Here is a 19999-nt window from a genome sequence, read left to right on the forward strand (position 1 = left end):
CACCATGACCATCACCCCACCGGTCCCGGGCGACCGGGCAGCCCCCGCCCCGGCCCCCGATACGGCCCCGGCCCGGCCCGCGGCAGCGCCCGGCAGCAGCCCCTGGCAGCTCGCCCGGCGGGAACTGCGCCGCCGCCCCGCCGTCCGCGTCAGCCTCTGCGTCGTCCTCCTGTTCGTCCTCATGGCCGCGACCGCCCCCTGGCTGGGCGCGCTCGGCGGCTGGGGCCCCAACGAGTTCGACAAGACCGCCATCGACCCCTACCTCGGGGGGCAGCCGCTCGGCTCCTTCGGCGGGATCAGCCCCGAGCACTGGCTCGGCGTCGAACCGGTCACCGGCCGCGACCTGTTCGCCCGCGTCGTCCACGGAGCACAGGTCTCGCTCCTGATCGCCTTCGCCGCCACCGCCATCGTGGTCCTCGCCGGCACCGCCGCCGGAATCGCCGCCGGCTACTTCGCCGGGCGCACCGACGCGATCCTGTCCCGGCTGATGGACCTGACCATGTCCTTCCCGTCCCTCATCTTCATGATCGCGATGCTGTCCGTGGCCAAGGACGTCAACCGGATCGTGCTGATGACCGCCGTCATCGGAGTCTTCGGCTGGCCCGGCGTCGCCCGCGTGGTGCGCGGCCAGACCCTCTCCCTCAAGCACCGCGAGTACGTCGACGCCGCCCGCGTGGGCGGCTCCAGCCCCTGGCGGATCCTGACCCGCGACATCCTCCCCGGCGTTTCGGGCCCGGTCATCGCCTACACCACCCTGCTCATCCCCGGCATGATCAGCACCGAGGCCGCCCTGAGCTACCTCGGCGTCGGAGTCCGCCCGCCCACTCCCTCCTGGGGCCAGATGATCGCCGAGTCCGTGGCCTACTACGAGACCGACCCCATGTACTTCGTCATCCCCAGCGTCTTCCTCTTCCTCGCCGTGCTCGCCTTCACCCTGCTCGGCGACGCGCTGCGCGACATCCTCGACCCGAGGGGCGGCCGCAGTTGATCCTCTACCTGGCCCGCCGCCTGCTCGCCCTCGCCGGCGTCCTCCTCGCCATCGCCGCCGTCACCTTCCTCATCTTCTACGTCCTGCCCTCCGACCCGGCCGCGGCCGCCTGCGGGAAGACCTGCAGCGCCGAGCGACTGGCCGACGTACGGGCGTACCTGGGCCTCGACCAGCCCCTGTGGCGGCAGTTCGCCGACTTCCTGACCGGCATCTTCACCGGCCGCACCCTCGGCACCGGGCAGTACGCCGTGCAGTGCGACTTCCCCTGCCTGGGCTACTCCTACGAGAACTCCCTGCCCGTGTGGGACCTGCTCATGGACCGGCTCCCGGTCTCCGCCTCCCTGGCCGTCGGCGCCGCCGTGCTGTGGCTGGTCCTCGGCCTCGGCGCCGGGGTCACCGCCGCCCTGCGCAAGGACACCGTCACCGACAAGGCCCTGATGGTCGGCGCCGTCGCCGCCGCCTCGCTCCCGGTGTACTTCACCTCCGTGATGCTCATCTACGGGGTCATCCGCATCGCCGGCCTCCTGCCCTACCCCACCTACCAGGCCTTCACCGAGAACCCGCTCGGCTGGGCCTCGAACCTGCTCCTGCCGTGGACCGCGCTCGCGCTGCTGTACGCCGCCATGTACGCGCGCCAGAGCCGGGGTTCGATGATCGAGGCGATGGCCGAGCCGTACATCCGCACCGCCCGCGCCAAGGGCATGCCCGAGCGCACGGTCGTCGTCAAACACGGGCTGCGCTCCGGGATGACCCCCATCCTGACCATCTTCGGCATGGACCTCGGCGGACTGCTCGCCGGGGCGGTCATCACCGAGTCCATCTTCGGACTCCCGGGGATCGGGCGGCTGTTCTACGGCGCGCTGGTCAGCTCCGACCAGCCCGTGGTCCTCGGGGTCACCCTGCTCGCCGCCTTCTTCATCGTCGTGGCCAACCTCCTCGTCGACCTCCTGTACGCCGTCATCGACCCGAGAGTGAGGTACTGATGACCGCCTCCGTGGCCGCTCCCCTTCTCGAAGTACGCGATCTGGGCGTCACCTTCACCACCGGGCGCGGGACCGTACGGGCCGTCGACTCGATCGGCTTCACCGTCGAGGCCGGACGCACCCTCGGCATCGTGGGCGAGTCCGGCTCGGGCAAGTCCGTGACCTCGCTGGCCGTCATGGGCCTGCACCGGGGGGCGGTCGAGGTCAGCGGCTCGGTCCGGCTCGCGGGACGGGAGCTGACCGGCCTGTCCGAGCGCGAGCTGTCCCGCGTACGGGGCCGCACCATGGCCATGATCTTCCAGGACCCGCTCTCCAGCCTGCACCCCTATTACACGGTCGGCGAGCAGATCGCCGAGCACTTCCGCGTGCACTTCAAGGCCGGACGGGCGGCCGCGCGCAAACGGGCCGTCGACATGCTCGGCGAGGTCGGCATCCCCGAACCGGCCCGCCGCGCCGGGGAGTACCCGCACCAGTTCTCCGGCGGCATGCGCCAGCGCGCGATGATCGCCATGGCCCTGGCCTGCGAGCCCGACCTCCTGATCGCCGACGAGCCGACCACCGCCCTGGACGTCACCGTGCAGGCGCAGATCCTGGAACTGATCGCCCGGCTCCAGCAGGATCGCGGGCTCGGCGTCGTGATGATCACCCATGATCTGGGCGTCGTCGCCCGCGTCGCCCACGAGGTGCTGGTCATGTACGGCGGCCGGGCCGCCGAACAGGCCACCGCCGACGACCTGTTCGCCGACCCCGCCCACCCCTACACCCGGGGCCTGCTCGACTCGCTGCCCCGCCTCGACACCGCCGACGACCAGCCGCTGGCCTTCATCCCCGGCTCCCCGCCGTCCCTGCTCGCGCCGGCCCGGGGCTGCGCCTTCGCCCCGCGCTGTACGCGGGCGGCCGCGCGCTGCACCGACGTCCGCCCCGAGCCGCAGGCGTACGGTGAGGAGCCGGGCCGCATGGTGGCCTGCCACTTCGCCGGGGCCCGTACCGCCGAGGAGGCGGCCCGATGACCGGGACCGAGACCGCGACCGATTCCGAGACGACGACCCCTGGGAAGACCCCGACACCGCTGCTGTCCGTACGGGACCTCACCATGACCTTCCCCGGGAAGCGATCGGTGACCGGACGCCGGGGGGCGCCCGTACGCGCCGTCGACGGGGTCTCCTTCGACCTGGCGCAGGGCCAGACCCTGGGCGTGGTGGGGGAGTCGGGCTGCGGGAAGTCCACCACCGGCCGCATGCTGGTCCGGCTGCTGGAGCCCACCTCGGGGCAGGTCGCCTTCGAGGGCAAGGACATCAGCCGGCTCTCCCAGGGCGCCCTGCGCCCGCTGCGCAAGCACATCCAGATGGTCTTCCAGGACCCGCACTCCTCCCTCAACCCCCGCCAGACTGTGGCCCGGATCATCTCGGACCCGCTGCTGGTGCAGGGCTGGAGCGCGGCGGACGCCCGCCGCCGCGCCGCCGAGCTGATGGAGCTCGTCGGGCTGATCCCCGAGCACATCGACCGCTACCCGCACGAGTTCTCCGGCGGCCAGGCCCAGCGCATCGGCATCGCCCGCTCGCTGTCCACCAGCCCCCGCCTCATCGTCGCCGACGAGCCGGTCTCCGCCCTGGACGTCTCCGTCCAGGCCCAGATCGTCAACCTGATGGAGCGGCTTCGCGCCGAACTGGGCCTGGCCTACGTGTTCATCGCGCACGACCTCTCCGTCGTCAAACGGGTCAGCGACCGGGTCGCCGTCATGTACCTCGGCCGGATCGTCGAGATCGGGGACAAGAAGTCCCTCTACGAGAACCCGCAGCACCCGTACACCCGGGCGCTGTTGTCCGCCGTACCGCTGCCCGACCCGGCGGCGGAACGGCGGCGGGAGCGGATCGTGCTGCTCGGCGACCCCCCGAGCCCGGCCGCTCCACCCCCCGGCTGCACCTTCCACCCGCGCTGCCCCAAGGCGCAGGAGATCTGCCGCACCGAGCGCCCGCTGCTGCGGATCGCCGCCTCCCGTGAGGTGGCCTGTCACTTCCCTGGTGACTGACGGGATCCAAGGGAAGCCGAAGGGCCCCGGAGCCAATGGCGTCTCCGGGGCCCTTCGCACGCCCTTCCTCACGCCGGCTCGATGTTGTCGACGGCGGTCGAGATCTCCCGGCCGGACGGGCCACGGACATAGACGATCTCTACCAGCCGGTGTGGCATGGCCTCGTACCGCTCAGTCATCCGACGGCTCCTGGCTGTCGGCGAGGAACCGCTCCCAGCCGACGAGTGCGCGGTCGAGGAGCTCGGCGCTGGGCTCGGGCACCGCGAGGAGGCGCGCCCCTGGGGCGTTCGGCTCCTTACGGCCGCTGCTGTAGCTCACCGCCTCCCGCGAGGGGCCTGAGGAACCGGGCCGACACTATCGGCCCGGCTCCTTCCGCTGCCCGAGTGTTCGCGTAGCGTTCCGTAACGTCATTCACCGCAAATGATCTAGGAGTGGACGTGACATCGGGTAGTGGTGGATACGTGGCGAACGCCGCGTCTATCAACGGAAATTCTCATCTTCTCGTTGAACTCGCGGGCCTGTTGTACGCAGGGCGGCCGGACGGCGAGATGACGGTCATGGCCCGGGTGCCCCGCTCGCACCAGGAGGTGTCCACCGCTCTGGACTCCTTCGCGCGGTTCAGCAACGACCAATACCTGGACACGGTGTCGCTCCTGGCCGCGCTGGCCACCAAGCTCAAGGTGGCGGGCGGCGACTACGCGCAGACCGACCTCGCCACAGAAGGCGCGTTCCGCGCGGTGCTCGACAACGGTCGGTTCATACCGGCCGAGGACAGGTGACCGGCATGACCTACCGCACCGAGGTTGAGTTCCTCGAACTGTGCAGTCCTCCCCTGATCGAACGCACCGCCCACGAGTACCGCAGGCTCCATGTGCTGTTGGACTCCGCCGACTCTGCCTTTCTGAAAGCGACGCGCACCCACTGGGTGAGCCAGGCGGAGGAGCTCTATGTCAAGCGGCTGGGCGACGCCGAGAAGCTGGCCACCGCCCTGTCGGGCGCCTTCCGCAGTGTCCACGCCGCGCTCGTCGACTACGCCGAGGCGGTAGGCCGGGCGAAGGGGCGCTTCGAGAGCGGCCTGTCGAGCGAGCGAGCCCTCTCCCGGGTCATGGCGCGGGTGGCGACCCCCGTGACCGAAACCGCGCAGCGGGCCGAGCCGATGAGGCAGTGGGAGGACCTCCGCAAGCGCACCGGCGTCCTCGACTGGCTAGCGGAGATCACGATCGACGTCGATGAGATTCGTGATGAGGCGGAGCAGCACTACAACGACGCGAAGCACGCCTTCGGCGACGCCGAACGCATTGAACACGGGGCGCGCACCACGTGCGTGGCCGAACTCGGCAAGGCTCGACGGAACTTGCCCGACTTCCGCGGTGACCTGCCCCACCCGTCGGTGCTCCTCGCCGGGATGCCCGCCCTGAGGCAGGAGGTAGGAGAGGCCGCACACGACCCCAACGCCGTGCTCACCGGCGCCGGCCCCCGCGTCGACGGCATCGCCGCGAACGTCGGCAACGAGACCGTGTCCCCCAAGCTCCGGGATATTCGGTCCCGGCTGGACGGCTTGCCGCCCGCCATGGACCAGAACAAGTGGTTGCCGTCGGATTCGGACGAGGACCGGCGCGAGTGGATCCGAGCCAACCGCGCACACATCCGGGACGCGGCCGCGTACACGGGCCTGCCGGCCGACATGCTCGCGGGAATCGCCTGGCAGGAAGTGCAGGGCGACCCCAAATGGGCCGACAACATGGCGGTGAACTACCGGCGGAGCCAGTACGAGGTCTGGCCGGAGTTCCAGTGGGTGGCGGAAAAGGTCGGCCTGCCGGGTGAGGCGGACCAGACGTCCATGGGGCCGATCGCCATCCAGCTCCGCCGCTCCGCGGAGGTGCTCGGCTACGATCCGGAGAACCTCACGCGGGACCAGCGCGACGAGATCCAGAAGGCCACACAGAACCCGTCGACGAACATCTACATCGCCTCCGAGTACCTCGCCCAGCTCAAGGCGGAGAGCTCGTTCGCGAACGTGCCTGCCGATGAGATGACCCCTGCCCAGTACCAGGAACTGGCAGCCCGGTACAACGGCGGCCCGGGCTGGCGTACGGACGACGCCCAGGCCTACGGTCGGGGTTTCGGCATGAACATCGAGGATGCGAGGCGGGCGCTGAATGACTGAGCAGCAGATACCGGGGCGCGCCCGCCGTCATCCGGTGGCGACGGCAGCGTCGGCGGCCGCCCTGCTGGGACTGCACGCGGTGGCGGGCTTCTTCGTCCTCAACGCGCTGCTCACCGAGTCCGAAGGGTCCTGGGACCGCACGGTGACGGACACCGTGCGCCTGATGGCGGGGCTCGGACTGGTGGTGGAGATCCTGGCCGTCGCGGGGACGGCGGCCTGCGTGACGACGGGCCGGCTGCGACGCTGGTGGTACGCGCCGGCGGCAGCCCTGATCTTCACTGCCCTGACCCGCATGGCGTTCGCCCCCCAGCCCTGACGGCCGGGTCGCCGTCCCGGCCCGGCCTCGGGTGGCGCAGTGCCCCGCGACGGGGTCGGCGGGGCACTGCGGCCCGGGCGTGATCCGTGAGCGACGGCCTAGGCGAGTGCGCGGCGGAAGAAGTCCAGTTCCAGGGCCATCAGCTTCTCCCGGGTGCCGCCCGGGGACATGTGGGTGACGCCGGGGAGGGCCAGCAGCTGGTGTGGACGGCCCGCGTCCGTCAGGGCCTGGGACAGGCGCAGGGTGTGGGAGGGGTGGACGTTGTCGTCGGCCAGGCCCGTGATCAGCATGAGCGGGCGGGTCAGGCGCGGGGCGTCCGCGATCAGGGAGTCCCGCTCGTAGACCTCCGGGTCGTCCTGCGGCAGGCCCAGGTACCGCTCGGTGTAGGCCGTGTCGTAGTGCCGGAAGTCGGTCGGGGCGGCGCCGGCCGCCGCGGCGTGGAAGACGTCCGGGCGGCGCAGCACCGCCATGGCCGACAGGTAGCCGCCGTAGGACCAGCCGCGGATGCCGACCCGGCCGAGGTCGAGGTCGGCGTGGCGTGCGCCGAGTGCCTGCAGCGCGGCGACCTGGTCCTCCAGGGTGACCTCGGAGAAGCCGCGGTACATGGCGTGGGTGTGGGCGGGGGAGACGTACGCGGTCCCGCGGTTGTCGACGGTCACCACCGCGAAGCCCTGGTCGGCCCACCACTGGCGGGCCTGCCAGCGGCGGGGATCGGCGTTGACGTCCTGCGCGCCGGGGCCGCCGTAGCTGTCCATGAGCACGGGCAGGCGCCGGCCCGGTACGTGGTCGCGGGGGAGGACCAGGGCGGTGGGGACGGCGTGTTCGGTGACCCGCTCCAGGACGGGGACCACCCGGTACGGCATCGGCTCCGAGAGGTCGGCCGGGATCAGCTCCCGCCCGTCGGGGGTGCGCAGGACGCGCCGGATCCCGTCGGCGTCGGCCGAGGTCAGCAGCAGCATCCCGGCCGCGGCGGCCACGGAGTGCGTCCCGGGCCCGTCGGCGAGCGGGGTCAGCTCCCCGGTGGCCGGGTCCAGCAGCAGCACCTGCTGCTCGGAGGGGTCGCGCAGGGCGGCCTCGATCAGCAGCCGGTCCTCGTGCACGCCGGCCACGCGACGGACCTGGACCCCGTCCCCGGTGAGCAGTTCGCCGTCCACCGCGAGGGCGCGTGCGGCCCCGCCCAGGGTGTCGGCGGCGGTCAGCATCCGGCCGTCGGGGAGCCGGGCCGGAGTGCCGGGGACCAGGGGGTCCACCCACTGGGGGTGCGTGGTGCGGGAGAGCTCGCGGGTCCGGCCGGTGGCCGGGTCGGCGCTGAGCAGCAGGACGCGTTGCTGGAGGCGGTCCTGGACGGTCAGCAGGATCTCCTCGGCCGACTCCCAGCCCGCGTCGGAGACGTAGGGGTAGGTCTCGGCGTCCCAGTCGATCCGTATCCGGGTCTGACCGGCGCCGTCCCCGCCGAGCACCCACAGCTGGACGTCGGCGTTGGGGCCGCCCGCCTCGGGGTAGGCGATGTCCTCGCCGGGCAGCTCGGGGTGCGCCGGGTCGGTGAAGTACCGCCGCTGGAGGGCGGATTCGTCGACGCGGGCGGCCAGCAGGGTGGCCCCGTCCGGCGACCACCAGTGGCCCCGGGAGCGGTTCAGTTCCTCGGCGGCGGCGAACTCGGCGAGGCCCCAGCGGGCCCCGTCGTCCGGGCTGACCCGGCCGCCCGGCGCGACGTACAGGACGTCGTCGGCGACGTACGCGGTGCGTGAACCGTCGGCGTTCGGCCTCGGGTCCACGGCGGGCCCGGCGGCCGGGATCTCCCTGGGCTTCCCGTCCGGGTCCGCGCTGACCTCGTAGAGCCGTCCGTACAGCGCGAAGACGGCGCGACGGCCGTCGCCGGAGAGGGCGTACGAGCCGATCCCGGCGGCGACGAGCCGGATCCGTTCGCGCAGCCGGCGCTCGGCGTCGGGGAGGGGTCCGGGCTCGGGGCACAGCTCGCGGGGGTCGGCAAGCCGGGTCTCGGCGCCGGTGGCGGTGTCGAGCACCCAGAGGCCGTCGAAGGCGTCGGTGGGACCGGTGGAACGGAGGAACCAGAGCAGCCGTCCGCCGTCACCGAAGGAGAACGCGCGCGGGGCGCCGTAGGAGAATCGGGCCGTTTGCGCGGAGAGCCTGAGGAAGTCATCCATGAACGTAGTGTGACATGTGAAATGTCACTGCCACTAGGCCGTTCGAGTGGTGACACCCCGGGTGCGGGCTTAGCGTCGAAAAGGTGGACCCGAACGTATCGCCGAGCACCAACGGGACCGACGGCAAGGTCCGAGGAAGCGGGAACGGTCTCGCACTGTTCGTCATCGCCTCCTGCCAGCTGATGGTGGTTCTCGACATCACCATCGTGAACATCGCGCTGCCGCACATCCAGACCGCCCTCGACTTCTCCACCGAGAGCCTCTCCTGGGTCGTCAACGCGTACACCCTCGCCTTCGGCGGCCTGCTGCTCCTCGGCGGCCGCGCCGGTGACATCCTCGGCCGCAAACGCGTCTTCATCTTCGGCGTCCTGCTCTTCGGGCTGGCCTCCCTCCTCGGAGGACTCGCCCAGAACGCAGGCCAGTTGATGGCGGCCCGGGCCCTCCAGGGCGTCGGCGGAGCCATCGCCTCCCCGACCTCGCTCGCGCTGATCACCACCACCTTCCGCGAGGGGCCCGCGCGCAACCGCGCCTTCGGCGTGTTCGCCGGAGTCTCGGCCGGCGGCGGCGCGATCGGTCTGCTCGCGGGCGGCATGCTCGTCGAATGGCTCGACTGGCGGTGGGTGCTCTTCGTCAACGTCCCCATCGCGGTGCTGATCGCCGTGCTCGCCAGGAGGGTGCTCCGCGAGTCCGAACGCCACCCCGGACACTTCGACTTCGCCGGCGCGCTCCTGTGCACCACCGGCATGGTCGCCCTCGTCTACGGCTTCATCCGCGCCTCCCAGGACGGCTGGCGCGACGGCTGGACGCTGGGCTCCTTCGCCGCGGCCGTGGTCCTGCTGACCCTGTTCATTCTCAACGAGAGGCGCTCGCCGCAGCCGATCACCCCGCTGCACATGTTCGCCGACCGCAACCGGGCGGGGACCTACGGGCTCATGCTCATGCTCGCCTGTGCCATCTTCGGCATGTTCTTCTTCCTGACGCTCTTCGTGCAGAACGTGCTGGGCTTCAGCCCCCTGCGGGCCGGCCTCGCCTTCCTGCCGGTCAGCGCGGTGGTCGCGGTGGGCGCGGGCATCACCTCCCAGCTCCTGCCGAAGTTCGGCCCCAAACCCTTCATGGTCGCCGGCGCGCTCTGTTCCGCCGCCGGACTCGCCTGGCTGACGCAGACCGACATCCACTCGACGTACGTGGGCAGCATCCTGGGCCCGCTGCTGATCTTCGGCCTCGGCATGGGCCTGCAGTTCGTCTCGCTGACCCTGATGGCCCTGTCCAACGTCCCCGACCGGGAGTCGGGCGCGGCGTCAGGGCTGCTCAACACGACGCAGCAGGTGGGCGGTTCCCTCGGCCTGTCGATCCTGGTGACCGTCTTCGGCACGGCCAGCCGCAACGAGGCCAAGGACCAGGCGGCGGGCTTCCTGCGCACCGCCAACCCCGAGCAGATGGCCTACTTCCAGCGCACCGGGCAGTACCCGAAGCCGTGGAGTGACCAGGTGCTCACCTCGGGCATCAGCGCGGCCTTCGTGGTGGCGGCCCTGTTCACCCTGGTCGGCGCGGTGATCGCCCTGGTCGCCATCCAGGTCAGGCCCTCCGACCTCGAACGGCTCCAGGGCAACCACTCGGCCGCGGCCGACCGCGTCTAGGTGCGGCTGGCTCGGCTGATCGCCGAACCGTGCTGGCCGCAGTCCTCAACGAGCGTCTGCGACCAGCGCTTTCCGCGAGGCCCTAGCCCAGATTCCCGATCCGTTCCACGATCCAGCCGCCGAGCTCCGTGGTCATCAGGGTGTGCGGCTGGTTCTGCGAGGCCAGCCTGAATTCGTCGAGCTCGCTCTCCTCCGGGGCGAGGCCGTCGATGTCCACGTACAGGTCGGCGTCGGTGGTCACGTCGCGGACGGCGACGGCGCTGACGGAGGGGACGAACGAGTGGTGGCGAACGTGGGCGTCGGTCCTGAGCCCGAGGAGGGGCGGCTGCTCGTTGAGCTTGTCGGCCAGGATGCCGAAGCCCTCCAGGGTGCCGCCGGGGGCTCCGTCGATCTCGGGCAGGTCGTCGGTCGGTACGTCCTTGGCCGGCGGCGGGGTGACCAGGCGCAGGTTCGCGACGATCTGGTTGTCGCCGCCGCGCTGGGCGTAGAGGTTGGTGCCCAGAATGGTCAGGCCCTTGCCCTCGACGACGTGGTCGCCGGGCTTGATGCCGTTGCCCAGGCCGGTCGCGACGCCGTTGGCGACACCGATCTTGAGCGGGATCGCGGGCCAGTTGCCCATCTGGTGCAGCTCGGCGAGGAGCTGCTGGCGCAGCTCGTCCACGCGGGGCTTGTCGTCCCACTCCTCGATGTGCCAGGCCAGCAGCTGCCGCGCGGCCGGGCTGTTGATCTGCCGGGAGAAGCCGTCGTTGAGCTTGCGCGAGTAGTGCGCGAACGCCTGGAGGCCGAGGGGGATCCAGGCGCCGCGGTGCGGGGAGTCGTACGACCAGTAGAGGGCGGTCTGGTGGTCGATCCGCCGCTCCTCCATCTTGGCGAGGGCGTAGCGGGTGACCAGGCCGCCCATGCTGAAGCCGCCGACGGCGAGCCGGTGGTCCCCCTGACGCTCGTCTCCGGCGCGCATGATCGCTGCGATGGCGGCGTCCGCGTTCTGCTGGATGGCGACGCTGCGCTCGTGGAAGCCGAGGACGACGACGCCGTGCCCGCGGCGACGCAGCTCGCTGAAGAAGGCGTACTCCCCCCAGTCCAGGCCCTGCCACAGCATGCCGATGTCGCTCGGCCCCATGTTGAACCCGTCGGCGGCGATCACGGGCTTGGTCAGCCGGGCGCTGCCCTCCGCGTAGTACACCCAGGCGGTGCCACCCGGGAGGTCCCAGACGTCGTTCGGGACCGGCGGGATCCGGGTGGGCGGCTCGTGGGGCCCGGGGGCCAGGATGACGGGCTTGTCGGCGAGGGCCTCGCGGAGCTGCTGCTCGGTGACCTGGGGCTCACTCATGAACGGTTCCCTTCAGGGGGCGGTTACGGTGAGCTTCCATTCCATCACGGAGAGTGGTCAGCGATCCAGTGCGTGTTTGCGCGGAGGAAGGGAGCGGGAGGGGCCGGGGTGCCTGCGGCGCCCGCGAGGACGCGGACGCCCGCACCCACACGGATGACCGTGCGAACGAAATTGCGAATCGGCCTGCGGTTCCCCCGGGCTGGCTCAGCTCGCGGTCACCCTGGCCGCGAAGGCGTCCAGGTTCTCCGACATCCGCGCGAGGCGCTCGTCGAGGGTCAGGGACTCCTCGTACCGCGTCGTACGCAACTTCGGCTGCCGCTTGCCCCGTACGTACAGGGGGCAGGCCAGGTCGGCGCAGATGTAGGTGCCCACCGTGTTGCCGTCGCGGCCCCGGGCGCCCGCCAAGGGGGCGGCGAGCAGCGTGACCCCGGAGGAGGCGTGACCGGTCAGACAGATCTGGCACAGGCTGGACTTCAGCGCACTGCTGCGGCTCACGGACGGTACGCGCAGGGAGATCCCCAGCGGGCCCTGGGCGCGGGGCAGCACGAGGTGGGCGCGCAGCGGCGCCGCGGGATCCACCCATCCGAGGAAGTCCAGGTCGTCCCAGGGCAGTTCGGCGAAGTCGAGCGGCAGGCGCAGCCGCGCCGCCTCGCCTTTGGTGCAGTTCACGAAGGACGCACGGATCTGTTTCTCATTGAGTGGCTCCACGTTCATCGACCTTATGGGCCGCCCCGACCGGCCCGCATCCGAATATCCGTGGCGTCTGCACGCGATGTACGAGCTGAGCGCGCAGCCGGGCCGCGTCGGCGCGGGTGTCCATCCGCAGGGCCAGCCAGGAGCCGTCGCGGAAGGCGAGGTCGACGCGGTACGGGCGACGGCGCAGCCGGGGGACGCGGCGCAGCGAGCAGACGGCGGTGTGGAGCTCGCGCGCCGGGTCGCCCCGCCGCCACGGCGGGCGGACGGCGATCCTTCCGGGGCCGCCCGGTTCCACCGCGAAGGTGCCGCGCGGCCCGTGGGTCTCGGCGTGCCAGTGCGTCCAGTGGAAGCCGTACAGGGCCAGGGCGAGGCGGCCCGCCTCGCTGCGCCAGCCGCCGCGCAGAGCCGGGCCGTGGAGGAGCCGCCCGACGAGCCGGGCGACCCGTTCGAGCGGGTCGAGCAGCGCGGCCACCGCGTCGGCGAGGTCGTCGGGCAGCGCGGTCAGGAACCGGACGAGGAAGAAGCGGCCGATGCGGTGCTGCAGCCGCTCGGGGGCCGGCGAGCCGGGCAGCAAGACGCGCGCGGGCCGGTGCGCGTACGGCGACAGCCTGCCCGGAATCTCCTCGCCCGGCCCGTCTGCGCCATCCGCCCCATCCGACCCGTCCATCCGGCCATGATGGCCGGGCGGCCGCTACCCGTCCACGCGACGGACCCGGCAACGCGCTGGGCCGTCCGTTCGCAGGGTGATTCCGGCGCTGACCGGGACCTCGGTGTCCACGGCCTCGAACTCGTAGGCCCGCAGGACCATCGCCAGCGCGATCACCGACTCCAGCATCGAGAAGTGCTGCCCGATGCAGGCCCGCGGGCCGCCGCCGAAGGGGAACCACGCGTAGCGCGGCCGGCCCGCCTCCGCCTCCGGGGTGAAGCGCTCGGGGTCGAAACGGTCCGGGTCCGGCCAGTGGCGCGGCAGGCGGTGCGTCACCCACGGTGCCACGATCACGTGCGCGCCGGCGGGGACGACGTGCTCGCCGATCCGCGTCTCCGCGACGGCCTTGCGGCCCATGACCGGCGCGGCCGGGTACAGCCGCATGGCCTCCTTGAGCACCTGGGTGAGGTACGGGAGCCGGTCCAGGTCGGCGGCCTCGGGCGTACGGTCGCCCAGCACGCGCGAGATCTCCTCGCGGGCCCGGTCCTGGAGCTCGGGGTGGAGGGCCAGCAGGTGCAGGGCGAAGCAGAGGGAGGTGGCGGTCGTCTCGTGACCGGCGAGCAGGAAGATCAGTACCTGGTCGCGGAGCTCGGAGGCGTCGAACTCCCCGTCGTCCGAGCTCTTGGCCGCGGCGAGCAGCGTGAGCAGGTCCTCACCCGGCTGGCCCGCCTCCGCGCCCGCGTCCCCGCCCCCACCGGCCTTCGCATCGGCGTCGCGCCGCCCGGCGATGATCTCGTCGCACGCCCCGTAGAGCTCGTCCAGCGCCGCGGCCGCCCGCTTGTTGCCCGGGGTCGGCCAGCTGCGCGGGATGTTGGCCGGGGAGTAGCCGCGGCGCAGCACGTACTCGGTCAGGACCGGGAAGCACCGGCCCACGACGTCGACGGTGGTCTCGACGTCGGTGCCGAAGAGGATCCGGGCGACCGTGCGCAGGGCGAAGTGCATCATCTCGCCGGACACGTCGACGATGCCGTCCGGCGCCTGCGCCCACCGGTCGATGACCGACTGGGTCTCGGCGGCGACGGCGCCGGCGTAACCGTCCACCCGGCGCCGGGTGAACAGCGGCTGGATCAACCGGCGCTGGCGCAGGTAGTCCTCGTCCTGGCTGGTCAGCAGCCCGTTGCCGAAGGCATCCCGGAGCTCCTGGTAGAAGGGGTTGTCCTTGCGGAAGTTGGCCGCCTCGGTGGCGAGCACCTGCTGCGCGCCCTGCGGGGAGAACACGCAGTACAACTCGGCGCGCAACCCGGGCGGGCCGGCCGTTATCCGCACCAGGTCGCCGTGCTGGTGCTGGGCGCGCAGATAGGTGCCGAGCGAGTCCGTCTTCATGTCGAAGAGCGAGCCGAGCAGGGGCTTCCCCGCGAGCACGGGCACCTCCGCGCCCGCACCCGCACCCGTAGTCGCATCCGTACCGGTACCCGCACCGGCATCCGTCGTCGTCCCTGACACCATGACTGCCCCCTCGTCCCATCCCGTAGGCCTGATTCTGCCGGGCCGCCCCACCGCTGGCGAGGGGCCACAGTCGATCAGACCGAAAAATGCGCGCCCAACTGGCTTCGCGGCTGCGCTACTTGTCTCAGGAGACGCCGTCCTTGTCGCTGTCGAGCGCGTCGCGATGGCCGGGCTGGCCGGGCCGGATGGGCGCCGCCCCGGCGACCTTCGCCTCCATGCGCCGTGGTCGGCCGCCCACGGCACGTCGCCGTACGCGCTTCGCGCCGCGACCGGACCGTGCCGGTGATCCTCCCCGGCCGTCCGGGGGACTCCGGGCCGCGTCCGGCGCGTTTGCCGCCGCGCCGGGGCATCCCTTGGCGGGACGAAAGGGAGACACGATGCCGCTCTACCTATCGAGGTTCAGCTACACACCCGAGACCTGGGCGAGGCTGATCGTCCGCCCCGAGGACCGTACGAAGGCAGCTCAGGCGTACATCGAGTCCGTCGGCGGGAAGCTCCACGGCTTCTGGTACGCCTTCGGCACGCACGACGGCTACAACCTCTGGGAGGCCCCCGACAACGTGTCCATGGCCGCGGTCGCGCTGGCGATCAGCAGCGGCGGCGCGCTCAGCTCGTTCGAGACGACGGTCCTGCTGACCGTCGACGAGACCCTTGAGGCCCTGCGCCAGGTCGAAGGAGTCAAGTACCGGCCGCCGGGAGCCTAGGCCGCACTTCCACGGCCCATAACCTATCCCCAGAGCATTACCTCCGGTAACTTACCGCCCGGTAGACACGTGATCCAGTCGCTCACGCACCGGGGGAACCATGAACCGAAGGGCCGTCGGCCTGCTGGCCGCCGTCGTCGTCGCCGCCCTCACCGTCGCCGCGGCGCCGGCGGCCGCGGCGGCACCCGTCGCGGGCGCGGAGGCGCTCACCTCACCGTCCGACCCGTTCTACCGCTACGACGGCAGTAGGCCGCTGTCCGAGTACCGGCCGGGTGACGTGCTGAAGAAGCGCACCCTGGACTACCACGTCCTCGGCATCCCGACGCCCGTGAAGGCCGTCCAGCTGCTCTACCGCTCGACCGACGCCCAGGGCCGGCCCTCGGCCAACGTGACCACGGTCGTCCGCAGTCACCTGGGCGATGGCAGCAAGGCCGTGTCGTACCAGTCGTTCTACGACTCCCTCGACCCGGAGGACGGCCCCTCGCGGGCCATCGCCGGCGGACTCTCCCTCGGCGGCGTCATCCCCCACGCCGAGGCCCTCGTCATGGGCCCGCTGCTGCTCAAGGGCTATGACCTGGTCATCCCGGACACCGAGGGCCAGACCGCCGAATTCGCCGCCGGCCCCGCCTACGGGACCAACACGCTCGACTCGATCCGGGCGAGCACCCGGGCCGACGGGACCGGCCTGCACGCCGGCACCAGGTTCGGCCTGTTCGGCTACTCCGGCGGGGCCATCGCCACCAACTGGGCGGCGGCCCTGGCCCCCCAGTACGCGCCCGAGGTGAACCGGCAGCTCGTCGGCTTCGCGGAGGGCGGGCTGCTCGTCGCCCCGGCGCACAACCTCCGGTACGTCGACGGTTCCCTGGTGTGGAACGGGGTTATCCCGATGGCGCTCATCGGCCTCGCCCGCTCGTACGGCATCGACATCGAGCCGTACCTCAGCGACCAGGGCCGCAAGGTCTTCGGCGAGCTGGAACACGGCTCGATCACCGACGCGCTGGGCCACTACCCGGGGATGACCTGGAAGGACCTGGTGAGGCCGGAGTACAAGGACCCCAACTCCATCTCCGCCTTCGTCGCGGCGGTCAACAAGGTCAACCTGGGCCAGGCCGCCACACCGGCCGTCCCCGGCTTCATCGGACAGGGGAACGCGGGCTGGCTGGAGGGGACGTTCGCCTCTCCGCAGGGCATCGGCGCGGGCGACGCCGTCATGGTCGCCGGTGACGTACGGGCACTGGCCCGGCAGTACTGCGCCACCGGGAACAGGGCGATCACGTACGAGCAGTACGACCTGCTCAGCCACAACGGCGCCATGCCCTACTGGGCGCCGCGCGCGATGGCCTGGCTCGACGCACGCTTCGCGGGCAGGACCGCCCCCACCAGCTGCGGCCTGATCCCCGCCGGCAACTCGCTGGAGCCGGAGCGCCCGGCCGTCGTCGCGCACTGAAGCAACCCGCCCACCGGCCTGCCCGCCCGACTGCCGTCATGCACGGACCTGCCGACCGCAGCAGCGCGGCCCCGCGAGCGTCGCGGGGCCGCGCCGCTGTCGGCCAGGGGCCGTGCGGCTACGACAGCACCCCCTTCAGGGCCTCCAGCGCGAACCGGAGTTCGTCCTCCGTGATGGTCAGCGGCGGCGCCAGCCGGATCGTGGACCCGTGGGTGTCCTTGACCAGCACGCCTTCGGCCAGGAGCCGCTCGCTGATCTGCCGCCCCGTGCCGAGCGCGGGATCGATGTCCACTCCCGCCCACAGCCCCCGGGACCGGTAGGCCGTGACCCCCGAGCCGACGAGCCCGGCCAGAGCGCCGTCCAGTACGTCGCCCAGCTCGGCGGCACGCCGCTGGAACTCGCCGGTGGCCAGCAGGTCGAGGACCGCCGAACCGACCGCCGCCGACAGCGGGTTGCCGCCGAACGTCGAACCGTGCTCGCCGGGCCGGAGCACGGAGAGCACCTCACGGCGTGCGACCACGGCCGAGACGGGCACGATGCCGCCGCCCAGGGCCTTGCCCAGGAGCAGCACGTCCGGCACCACCGCTTCGTGGTCGACGGCCAGGGTGCGGCCCGTGCGTCCCAGGCCCGACTGGATCTCGTCGGCGATGAAGAGACACCCCGCGCGCCGGGTCAGCTCCCGCACACCGGTGAGGTAGCCCTCGTCGGGGATGACGACGCCGGCCTCGCCCTGGATGGGCTCGATCAGCACGGCCGCCGTCGTCTCGTCCACGGCGGCTTCGAGCGCGGCCAGGTCGTTGTACGGGACGACGCGGAAGCCGGGGGTGAACGGTCCGAAGCCGCCGCGGGCCGTCTCGTCCGTGGAGAAGCTCACGATCGTCGTGGTGCGGCCGTGGAAGTTGCCGTCGGCGACGACGATCGTCGCCCGGTCCGGCGCGACGCCCTTGACCTCGTACGCCCACTTGCGGGCCACCTTGACGGCGCTCTCCACGGCCTCGGCCCCGGTGTTCATCGGCAGGACCATGTCCAGACCGGTCAGCTCGGCCAGCCGCTCGGCGAAACCGGCCAGCCGGTCGCTGTGGAAGGCCCGCGAGGTGAGCGTGACCTCGTCGAGCTGGCGGTGCGCGGCCTCGACGAGGACGGGGTGGCGGTGCCCGAAGTTGAGGGCCGAGTAGCCGGCCAGCATGTCGAGGTAGCGGCGGCCCTCGACGTCCTGGACCCATGAGCCCTCCGCACGGGCGACGACCACGGGCAGGGGGTGGTAGTTGTGCGCGAGGACCGGGCCCTCGGCGTGGATCAGCTGCGCCGACGAACGCGTCTCGGACGCGGAGCGGGGGGCGGTGGTGGTCATGAGCGGATCTCCTGGGTGCAGCACTTGATGCCGCCGCCGGCCTTGCGGAATTCGGACAGGTCGACGGGGACGGGGACGTAGCCCCGGTCGGCGAGCTGGTCGATCAGGGCGGGGGCCTGGGGGGCGACGAAGACGTGGCGGCCGTCGGAGACGGAGTTGAGGCCGAAGGCCAGGGCGTCCTCCTCGGTGGCGATCACCGCGTCCGGGTAGAGCCGGCGCAGGACCTCACGGCTGCCGGGGGAGAAGGCCGCCGGGTAGTACGCGATGTTCCCCCCGGCCGTCCCGCCGCCTCCGTCCGCTTCACCGCCGAGGTGGAACAGCGCGGTGTCCAGGTGGTAGAAGCGGGGATCCACCAGGTCGAGGCTGATCACGGGCCTGCCGAAGAACTCCTGCACTTCGCGGTGAGCGGCCCGGCGCGTACGGAAGCCGGTGCCCGCCAGCACGTACGCGCCGGCCGGGACCAGGTCGCCCTCGCCCTCGCAGACCGACTCGGAGCGGTGGACCTCGTACCCGGCTTCCTTGAACCAGTGCGCGTAGGCCGCGGACTCCGGCTGCCGCTCGGGTGCGTGGAAGGACGAGCCGAAGACCCGGCCGTCGACGACGAGAGCCGCGTTCGCCGCGAACACCATGTCGGGCAGGCCGGGCTCCGGGGCGACCGTCTCGACGGTGTGTCCATGGTCCCGGTAGGCCTCGACCAGGGTCCGCCACTGGTCGCCGGCGTGCTCGCGGTCGACCGGCGTCTCGGTGTCCATCCACGGGTTGATGGCGTAGCGCACCTCGAAGTAGCGGGGCTCGCACATCAGATAGCGCCTGGGGCTCGGGCCGTTGCCGAGCGGGGCACGTGCTACGGGCACAGAGGATTCCTCCGCCTCTACGGTGACGATGGGGATGTCATCACCGTAGGAAGCGGCCGGTACCCGGGACAAGAATGAAGAGCTGCGCGCACGCGCAGGAATGCTGCGCAGACGGGCCTTCGAAGCAGGTTCACTGCGTCACGACGGCTCCGGCGTCCGGCGCGGCCTCGCTAGCCCCTGCCTCGGGGCTCTCGGGCAGCAAGTGGGAGAGCACCATGTAGCTGATCGTCTTGCGGATGAAGGGTTCGCTGCGGATCCGCTCCAGCACCTCTTCGAAATGCCCGACGTCGGTGGCCCTGACGTGCAGCAGCGCGTCGGCGTCGCCGGTCACCGTCATGGCCGCCACGATCTCCGGGTACTTGCGTGCCACCTCCGAAAGACGCCTGGGCGGCGCCGCGCTGTCGCAGTACACCTCGATGTACGCCTCCGTGCGCCAGCCGAGTGCGGCAGGACGGACCGTGGCCCGGAACCCCGTGATGACACCGGCCGTGCGCAGCCGGTCGACGCGGCGCTTGACGGCGGTGGCCGACAGGCCGATGGCGGTGCCGATCTCCGCGAAACTCGCGCGGGCGTTCGCGATCAAGGCAGTGATGATCTTCCGGTCGAGCTCGTCGAACGGCGTGGGCTTGGCGGTCATGGTCGGGCGATCTTCTCCTCGTGCCGCCCCGGGAAGGGGACGTCCGCCCCATCTTGCCGGAGCGTGCCCCTGCCGTAGACCGAACCGTCAACGGCAGGGCCGCCCGGACCGGTGGACACGCAGCGCCCACAGTACGAGCGGGACCTGCAGAGGCAGCCGCGCCAGCGCCGCCGCCCGCAGCGGCGCGGGCCGGTGCCGCCAGTCGTACGCCATCTTCGCGTTCGCCGGGAAGACGGCGACGAACAGCCCGGCCGCGGCCAGCGCGCCCGCGCGCCGCGTACGCGGGGCCGCGATCGCCGCGCCGACGGCGATCTCCGCGAGCCCGCTCAGGTGGGTCCAGGTCCGGGGCGATCCGGGCAGGCTGCGGGGCACGATGACGTCGAACTGCCGCGGAACGGCGAAGTGCGCCGCGCCGGCACCGATCAGCAGACCACTGAGCACCCGGGCGGAGGTCTCGGCAGCAGGCATGTCCCGTCCCCTCGTCGGCGGCCCTACGGACCAGCTCGGGCAGTCACCCTAGTGCAGCCGAAGACGCGGGCCGGG

The 19999-nt window shown here is 71.9% G+C and carries 21 protein-coding genes; 10 read left to right on the forward strand and 11 right to left on the reverse strand.

Annotated features, from left to right (window positions below; all coding sequences use genetic code 11):
- The first annotated feature begins 4 nt into the window (after positions 1-4).
- From AC07DU_RS19535 to AC07DU_RS19550, 4 genes are read left to right on the forward strand one after another with little or no spacing between them, the layout of a single operon-like run.
- Positions 5-988: an ABC transporter permease gene (locus tag AC07DU_RS19535; RefSeq protein WP_479112588.1), complete on the forward strand. Its 984-nt coding sequence runs from the start codon at positions 5-7 to the stop codon at positions 986-988.
- Positions 985-1971 (forward strand): ABC transporter permease, encoded by a 987-nt coding sequence (locus AC07DU_RS19540; RefSeq protein ID WP_360897653.1) that lies wholly within the window; start codon positions 985-987, stop codon positions 1969-1971. The genes AC07DU_RS19535 and AC07DU_RS19540 overlap by 4 nt, the downstream gene beginning before the upstream one ends.
- Positions 1971-2981: an ABC transporter ATP-binding protein gene (locus AC07DU_RS19545; protein ID WP_479112590.1), complete on the forward strand. Its 1011-nt coding sequence runs from the start codon at positions 1971-1973 to the stop codon at positions 2979-2981. Before AC07DU_RS19540 ends, AC07DU_RS19545 begins: the two co-directional genes overlap by 1 nt.
- A complete protein-coding gene (locus AC07DU_RS19550) occupies positions 2978-4000 on the forward strand; it encodes an ABC transporter ATP-binding protein (RefSeq protein ID WP_479032107.1) in 1023 nt (340 codons plus the stop codon). Before AC07DU_RS19545 ends, AC07DU_RS19550 begins: the two co-directional genes overlap by 4 nt.
- A 171-nt stretch (positions 4001-4171) precedes the next feature.
- Here the strand turns inward: AC07DU_RS19550 and AC07DU_RS19555 are convergent, their stop codons facing one another.
- Positions 4172-4318, reverse strand: a complete 147-nt coding sequence (locus AC07DU_RS19555) for a hypothetical protein (RefSeq protein ID WP_479112592.1) — start codon at positions 4316-4318, stop codon at positions 4172-4174.
- A 239-nt stretch (positions 4319-4557) separates the two neighbouring features.
- Here AC07DU_RS19555 and AC07DU_RS19560 point away from each other — a divergent pair, with 239 nt between their 5' ends.
- From AC07DU_RS19560 to AC07DU_RS19570, 3 genes are read left to right on the forward strand one after another with little or no spacing between them, the layout of a single operon-like run.
- The gene (locus tag AC07DU_RS19560; RefSeq protein ID WP_479112594.1) at positions 4558-4779 is read left to right on the forward strand and encodes a hypothetical protein; all 222 of its coding nucleotides are present in this window, start codon (positions 4558-4560) and stop codon (positions 4777-4779) included.
- Positions 4776-6167 carry a hypothetical protein gene (locus AC07DU_RS19565; protein WP_479112596.1) on the forward strand — a complete coding sequence of 464 codons (1392 nt, stop codon included), beginning with the start codon at positions 4776-4778 and terminating at the stop codon, positions 6165-6167. Before AC07DU_RS19560 ends, AC07DU_RS19565 begins: the two co-directional genes overlap by 4 nt.
- Positions 6160-6483, forward strand: a complete 324-nt coding sequence (locus tag AC07DU_RS19570) for a hypothetical protein (RefSeq protein ID WP_479032099.1) — start codon at positions 6160-6162, stop codon at positions 6481-6483. The genes AC07DU_RS19565 and AC07DU_RS19570 overlap by 8 nt, the downstream gene beginning before the upstream one ends.
- 98 nt (positions 6484-6581) lie before the next feature.
- Here AC07DU_RS19570 and AC07DU_RS19575 read toward each other — a convergent pair whose 3' ends face one another.
- Positions 6582-8648, reverse strand: coding sequence for a S9 family peptidase (locus AC07DU_RS19575; RefSeq protein WP_479112598.1), 2067 nt, complete (start codon positions 8646-8648; stop codon positions 6582-6584).
- Between the two features lie 83 nt (positions 8649-8731).
- On the opposite strand from AC07DU_RS19575, the gene AC07DU_RS19580 reads away from it, so the two are divergent.
- A complete protein-coding gene (locus AC07DU_RS19580) occupies positions 8732-10285 on the forward strand; it encodes an MFS transporter (RefSeq protein WP_479032093.1) in 1554 nt (517 codons plus the stop codon).
- A gap of 82 nt (positions 10286-10367) precedes the next feature.
- On the opposite strand, the gene AC07DU_RS19585 is transcribed toward AC07DU_RS19580, so the two are convergent.
- The 5 genes from AC07DU_RS19585 to AC07DU_RS19605 form a co-directional block, all read right to left on the reverse strand.
- Positions 10368-11615 carry a lipase family protein gene (locus AC07DU_RS19585; RefSeq protein ID WP_360897639.1) on the reverse strand — a complete coding sequence of 416 codons (1248 nt, stop codon included), beginning with the start codon at positions 11613-11615 and terminating at the stop codon, positions 10368-10370.
- Positions 11616-11819: 204 nt separating this feature from the next.
- A complete protein-coding gene (locus AC07DU_RS19590; protein ID WP_468807146.1) occupies positions 11820-12323 on the reverse strand; it encodes an FBP domain-containing protein in 504 nt (167 codons plus the stop codon).
- Positions 12307-12978: a hypothetical protein gene (locus tag AC07DU_RS19595; protein WP_479112600.1), complete on the reverse strand. Its 672-nt coding sequence runs from the start codon at positions 12976-12978 to the stop codon at positions 12307-12309. The genes AC07DU_RS19590 and AC07DU_RS19595 overlap by 17 nt, the downstream gene beginning before the upstream one ends.
- A 24-nt stretch (positions 12979-13002) precedes the next feature.
- A complete protein-coding gene (locus tag AC07DU_RS19600; RefSeq protein WP_479112602.1) occupies positions 13003-14379 on the reverse strand; it encodes a cytochrome P450 in 1377 nt (458 codons plus the stop codon).
- 208 nt (positions 14380-14587) lie between these two features.
- Positions 14588-14701, reverse strand: coding sequence for an excalibur calcium-binding domain-containing protein (locus AC07DU_RS19605; protein ID WP_479112604.1), 114 nt, complete (start codon positions 14699-14701; stop codon positions 14588-14590).
- A gap of 139 nt (positions 14702-14840) precedes the next feature.
- Between AC07DU_RS19605 and AC07DU_RS19610 the strand changes: the two genes are divergently transcribed.
- Together AC07DU_RS19610 and AC07DU_RS19615 are read left to right on the forward strand one after the other, a co-directional pair.
- A complete protein-coding gene (locus tag AC07DU_RS19610; RefSeq protein WP_360897629.1) occupies positions 14841-15167 on the forward strand; it encodes a GYD domain-containing protein in 327 nt (108 codons plus the stop codon).
- Positions 15168-15267: 100 nt separating this feature from the next.
- Positions 15268-16614 carry a lipase family protein gene (locus tag AC07DU_RS19615; protein ID WP_479112606.1) on the forward strand — a complete coding sequence of 449 codons (1347 nt, stop codon included), beginning with the start codon at positions 15268-15270 and terminating at the stop codon, positions 16612-16614.
- Between the two features lie 118 nt (positions 16615-16732).
- Here the strand turns inward: AC07DU_RS19615 and rocD are convergent, their stop codons facing one another.
- From rocD to AC07DU_RS19635, 4 genes are all read right to left on the reverse strand, one after another.
- A complete protein-coding gene (gene rocD / locus AC07DU_RS19620) occupies positions 16733-17965 on the reverse strand; it encodes an ornithine--oxo-acid transaminase (RefSeq protein ID WP_360896343.1) in 1233 nt (410 codons plus the stop codon).
- Positions 17962-18765 carry a dimethylargininase gene (gene ddaH / locus AC07DU_RS19625; protein ID WP_479032527.1) on the reverse strand — a complete coding sequence of 268 codons (804 nt, stop codon included), beginning with the start codon at positions 18763-18765 and terminating at the stop codon, positions 17962-17964. The genes rocD and ddaH overlap by 4 nt, the downstream gene beginning before the upstream one ends.
- 184 nt (positions 18766-18949) lie before the next feature.
- Complete coding sequence (locus tag AC07DU_RS19630; RefSeq protein WP_360896337.1) at positions 18950-19456, reverse strand: Lrp/AsnC family transcriptional regulator; 507 nt, start codon at positions 19454-19456, stop codon at positions 18950-18952.
- 87 nt (positions 19457-19543) lie between these two features.
- Positions 19544-19924 (reverse strand): DoxX family protein, encoded by a 381-nt coding sequence (locus tag AC07DU_RS19635; RefSeq protein WP_479112608.1) that lies wholly within the window; start codon positions 19922-19924, stop codon positions 19544-19546.
- Positions 19925-19999 lie beyond the last annotated feature (75 nt).

It is taken from the genome of Streptomyces sp. NPDC045695 (genome assembly GCF_056432025.1).